Annotated in this window: 3 protein-coding genes; 2 read left to right on the forward strand and 1 reads right to left on the reverse strand. The window is 74.8% G+C overall.

Translation table 11 applies throughout. The features are described 5' to 3' along the window. Positions 1-133: 133 nt before the first annotated feature. Positions 134-1,111: an MsnO8 family LLM class oxidoreductase gene (locus ACFXB5_RS14390; protein WP_385206905.1), complete on the reverse strand. Its 978-nt coding sequence runs from the start codon at positions 1,109-1,111 to the stop codon at positions 134-136. Positions 1,112-1,232: 121 nt separating this feature from the next. Here ACFXB5_RS14390 and ACFXB5_RS14395 point away from each other — a divergent pair, with 121 nt between their 5' ends. Both ACFXB5_RS14395 and ACFXB5_RS14400 read left to right on the forward strand, forming a co-directional pair. Next, entirely contained in the window at positions 1,233-1,673 is a 441-nt protein-coding gene (locus ACFXB5_RS14395) for a PPOX class F420-dependent oxidoreductase (RefSeq protein WP_385206909.1), read from the forward strand. A gap of 47 nt (positions 1,674-1,720) precedes the next feature. After that, the gene (locus tag ACFXB5_RS14400) at positions 1,721-4,867 is read left to right on the forward strand and encodes a CHAT domain-containing protein (RefSeq protein WP_385206912.1); all 3,147 of its coding nucleotides are present in this window, start codon (positions 1,721-1,723) and stop codon (positions 4,865-4,867) included. Positions 4,868-5,004: the final 137 nt, after the last annotated feature.

A 5,004-nucleotide genomic window follows, 5' to 3' on the forward strand; every position in this document is an offset into this window, starting at 1 on the left:
CGTAGCCGGGCCCGCGCCGCCCCCCCCCCCCCCCCCCCCCCCGGGGACCACGGGGCCCGGGGGGGGGCACGCCCCCCGCGGCCCCCCCCCCCCCTACCGTGAGCTTGTCCGAACAGCGCCGCGGCGGCGTCGCCTACGGCGTGGCGGCGTGCTGTTTGACGAGTTCGTAACTGCGCAGGCGCGCGGCCAGCGAGTAGACCGGTGTGACCAGCATCAGCTCCTCCGCGCCGGTCGCCTTCGCCACCTCCGTCAGCCGCCGCAGGACGGTCTCGGGCGTGCCGTACGCCTGATGGGCCCCGAACGCCGCGACCCCCGCCCGCTCCTCCGCGGTGAACGGATGCGCCGACGCCTCTTCGGGCGAGGGGAACGGGGTCTCGCTGTGGCCCTTGAGGAGCCCGGCCTTGACGACGTTCATCGGGCCCGCCAGCCACTTGGCCTCGTCCTCGGTCTCGGCGCAGATGGTTTCCACGCACACCAGCACCCGGGGGCTTTCGCACCACGGGGAGGGGGAGAAATGCGCACGGTAGTGGTCGAGCGCGGCGAGGGTGTTGTCGGGGCGGATGTGATGGGCGAAGGCCATGGGCAGGCCGAGCCGCGCGGCGAGCGCCGCACCGGCGGCGCTGGAGGCCAGCAGCCACGGCTCCGGGAGCGTGCCGAGCGCGACCTCCTCGACCAGGAACCGCAGCGTCGCCGCCACATCGTCCCGGTACTCGTCCTCCGTCGTCGGACCGGCGCCACGCCGCAGCGCCCGGGCCGTGGCCTCGTCGAAGGTGCCGGGACCGCGGCCGATGCCCAGGTCGATCCGGTCGGGGTGCAGCGCGGCGAGGGTGCCGAACTGCTCCGCCAGCATGATGGGGGCGTGGTGGGGAGCCAGTACGCCTCCGGAGCCCAGGCGGATGGCCGAGGTCGACGCGGCCGCGTGGGCGGTCAGGACCACGGGTGGGAACGCGCCGATGGCGGGGGAGTGGTGGTGCTCGGCGTACCAGAGTCGGCGGTAGCCGAGGGAGTCGAGGCGCTGGGCGAAGGCGGTGGTGTCACGCAGCGTGTCCACGGCTCGCGTACCAGCTTGGACCATGGCGACTTCCAGCGCGGAGAGCGGCACATCGATCATGCCTGTGAGCATACGGAGTGCCGGTGGTGTGCGGCAGCGGTTCCCCGACCCCGGGTGTTCGGAACCCCGGTGGTCAGGGTATGCGTTGACGGTTTGGCCCACGAAAGAGGAGCGAGACCGCATGGCTGCCACGCTGGACGACATCACCCACACTTGGCTTCGGGAACCCCGGTTCTGGCAGGTGGCCACGCTGAACCCGGACGGTTCGCCGCAGTTGACGCCGATGTGGGCCGATCTGGAGGACGGCCTGGTGGTGATCAACACCTCGGCGGGCCGGGTCAAGGAGGAGAACCTCCGGCGTGATCCCCGCGTGTCGCTGTGCTGTATGGACACCGAGGACCCGTATCACCGGGTGGAGATCCGGGGCAGCGCCGTCCGCTTCGTCGAGGGCGATCAGGCCGTACGGGTGATGGACCGTCTCGCGCGGAAGTATCTGGGCACGGAGACATTCCCCTGGCTGGCCCCCGGCGAGGTGCGGGTGGCGGTCTACATCGAGCCGCACCATGTCCACCGCGTGGCCGGCGTGGAGAAGTTCCGGCCGGGGGTGCTGCCGGAGGCGTGAGGGCGCGGTTCGGGCACGGGGGACAGGGCACGGGGGAGGAGTGCGGGGTGGACGAGGAACGACGCCATGGCGGTGGCGATGACGGTGGCGGTGGCCACATGGGCGAACCGCTGGCCGCCGCCGTCCAGGGCGTGCTGCGCTGGGCCACGGACGACATACCGCGGTTCACGGAGCTCGTGGTGTGGCTGTACCGGGCCGTGGACCATCCCACGAACTCCCCCGAGGAGGCCCACGCGGAAGTGGCGGCCCTGGGCCTGGACCGGCCGGGCCTCGCCCCGCTGCGCGAGCTGCTGACCGGGCTCGGCTCGGGCGAGGGCGACCCCCGGGCGCTGGCCCAGGACGTGCGGCGTGGCGCGGACGTCGCCCGGCGGGCCCTGCGGGAGCTGCCAGCGCCCACGCCCGAACGTCCCACGCCCGAACGGCCCCGCATCGCCAGGCTGCACGCCGCCCTGCTGGTGTGGGCCAACCTCCTGGTGCCCGGCACCATGGACTTCGACGAGCTGGACGAGGCCATGGCGGAGCCGGGGCCGGATCCCGACGACCGTCCCAGCCGCCCGGGGTATGTCGGTCTGGAGAAGCGGCTGGCCACTCTGGTCGATGCCGTACGGGTGTCCCAGACCGGCGATCTGACACACCTGGAGACCAGCGCCACCCGGCTCCGGGAGATGATCGACACATTGTCCGGGGACGGCGAGAGGGCCGCGACCGCCCGCCGTTCCCTGGCCGCCGGCATGGCCGGGCGGCTCCATGAGGTGGCGGTGCTCGGGGGCAGCCTCCAGGCCGCCGACGCCGCGCTGACCATGGCCAGGGAGCTGCGCGCCGTATACGAGGACGAGGGCTCACTGCCGTCCCTGAACACGCTGACCTCGGTGGTGTTCGCCGCCCAGCACGAGCTGGCCCTGGCCCGCCGCAGCGGCGACCCCACCGTGCTGCCCCGCCTGGTCGAGGAGCTGACCGGCCTGTACGCGATCCTGCCGCCCGACCAGGAGAACCGCTTCGCCCTCGCCGGCGTCCTGGCCGAGGCCCATCAGGAACAGGCCGCCCGTACCCAGGATCCGGCCGGATTCCGCGCCGCGGCCGGGTATCTGAGAGAGGTGGTGGAGACCGACCCGCGGGGGCTCGCCCCCATGCTCGCGCCGTACTTCCCGGCCGTACGCGCCTCCGCGCTGATCCAGCTGATCATGATCGAGCCCAGCCGGGACGCCGCCGCCGAGGCCATCGCGGAGGTCCACCGGATCCTCGAGGGACCGCAGCCCTCCCCCCACCAGGAACTCCGGTCGCGGTACCAGCTCGGCCGGGCCCTGCTGCACACCGCCCGCCACCTCGACGACCCGGATCTGCTCGACCTGTGCATCACCGAGCTGTCCCGGGTCCGTGAGCTGATCGCCCGGGGCGAGGGCCTGCCGCACACCGCCGACGCCCTGACGCAGCTGTCCGAGGCCCACTGGCTGCGCCGCGACCGCGGCGGTCCGCGCGCCACCGCGGACCGCGAGGCCGCCCTGGCCGCCCGAGGCGAGGCGCTGGTCAGGGTGTCTGCCGACGTCCTGCTCCAACTCGGCTCCGAGCACGGCCTGTCCGTGGCCCGCTTCGGGTCGGCACAGGCGCTGTGGCTGGCCTACTGGACCACCGTGTGCGACCGTCCGGACGACGCGGTGAACGCGCTGGAACTGGGCCGGGCCCTGGTGCTGCGGGCCGCCGCCGCGTCCCGTGGCATTCCCGAACTCCTCGACGCCCGGGGGCACCCGGACCTGGCCCGGCAGTGGCGCGCCGAGGTCGCCACGGACGCGCCCCGGTCCGATGCCACGGACGCGCCCCAGCCCGATGCCACGGCCGCGCCGCCGGGCCAGGCCACCGGGCAGCGGATCCCGGGCACCCTGCGACGCAGGGCGCTGGAGGCGCTGGGCGCGGGCAGCGGCGCGGACGCCTGGCGGCTGCTCGGCCCCCCTGACCTGCCGGCCCTGAGGGCCGGTCTCACCGCCTCCGGCACCGACGCGCTCGTCTATCTCGTCCCCGGGCAGCGCCCCGGCATGCCCGGCTTCGCCCTGGTCCTCCGCCCCGACACCGACAGCGCGCGGCCCGCCGTCCTGAAGCTGCCGCTGCTGACCCCCGGCAGCCCGCCACTGGAGCGCTACCTCGACGTCACCGCCCGGCGAACCGGGGCAGCCGACACCGCGGCCGAACCGGGCCGTCGGACGGAGGGGGACGGGCAGTGGGAAGCGGCGTTGCGCGAACTGTGCGACTGGGCCTGGCCCGCCGCGATGGGCCCCGTCCTGGCCGCCGTGGGCCCGCTCCACAAGCCGCCCAGGATCGTGCTGGTGCCGTGCGGGCCACTCGGCGCGGTCGCCTGGCACGCGGCCCGCACCCCGTACGGGACCAACGGGCGCGAGCACCGGTACGCCTGCGAGGAAGCGGTGCTCAGCTACGCCCCCTCCGGCGCCGAGTTCCTGCGGGCCGCGCCCCGGGACCGGCTGCCCCCCACCGCCGGGCAGGTCCTGGTCGCCGACCCCGAACTCAGCCTCGTATGGGCCGAGATCGAGGCGGAGGCGCTGCACACGGCCTGCTACCCGGACGGCCTCCGCTACGGTGAGTTCCCCACCGCCGACGTCAGCGACGCGCCGGGGACACCCGAGGACATCCTCGCCGCCCTGCCCGGTGGCGGCTCACCGGTGGCCGTTCTGCACATCTGCTGCCACGCCCTGGCCGGTCCTGACCCCACCCGCTCGGCACTCTGGCTCGCCGCCCCGCCCAGCGGTCCCGAGGAGGCCGGACGCCTGACCGTGGCCCGCATCCTGGACGGCGCTGCCACCGAACAGCCGGGCGGGGCAGGCCCGTTGGTGGTGCTCAGCGCCTGCGAGACGGATCTGAGCACCCGCGACCACGACGAGGCCCTGACCCTGTCCACCGCCCTGGTCGCCCGTGGCGCGGCCGATGTCATCGGCTCGCGATGGGCCGTGAACGACGCCCCGACGGCCCTGATGATGGCCGTCTTCCACGACTTCCTCACCACACATGGCCTCGCCCCGGTGGACGCCCTGCCTGCCGCCCAGCTCTGGATGCTCGACCCGCGCCGCGAGCCCCCGCCCACCCTCCGCGGTGAACTCCGCGGCGAGGCCACCCGCACCGACCTCGACCACATCCACTTCTGGGCCGCCTTCACCCATCAGGGCAACCCGGCGGCCCGGGGCACACACTGATCCCAGCTCCGTGCCCCGCGCCCCGCCGCGCGGGGGGCGGGGGGGGTGGGGGGGGGGTGCGGGGCGTGTGGTGCGCGTGGGGCCCGGCGGCCGGGTTGACCGCCCGGGGGGGGCGGCACCCCGGGGGCGCCCCCACC

The sequence above is a fragment of the Streptomyces sp. NPDC059455 genome (assembly GCF_042750115.1).
Lineage (GTDB): Bacteria > Actinomycetota > Actinomycetes > Streptomycetales > Streptomycetaceae > Streptomyces > Streptomyces endocoffeicus.

Bases quoted from the DNA above. Each gene is read 5' to 3' on its own strand.
- ACFXB5_RS14390 (WP_385206905.1), bottom strand. From the start codon at position 1,111: ATGATCGATGTGCCGCTCTCCGCGCTGGAAGTCGCCATGGTCCAAGCT.
- ACFXB5_RS14395 (WP_385206909.1), top strand. From the start codon at position 1,233: ATGGCTGCCACGCTGGACGACATCACCCACACTTGGCTTCGGGAACCC.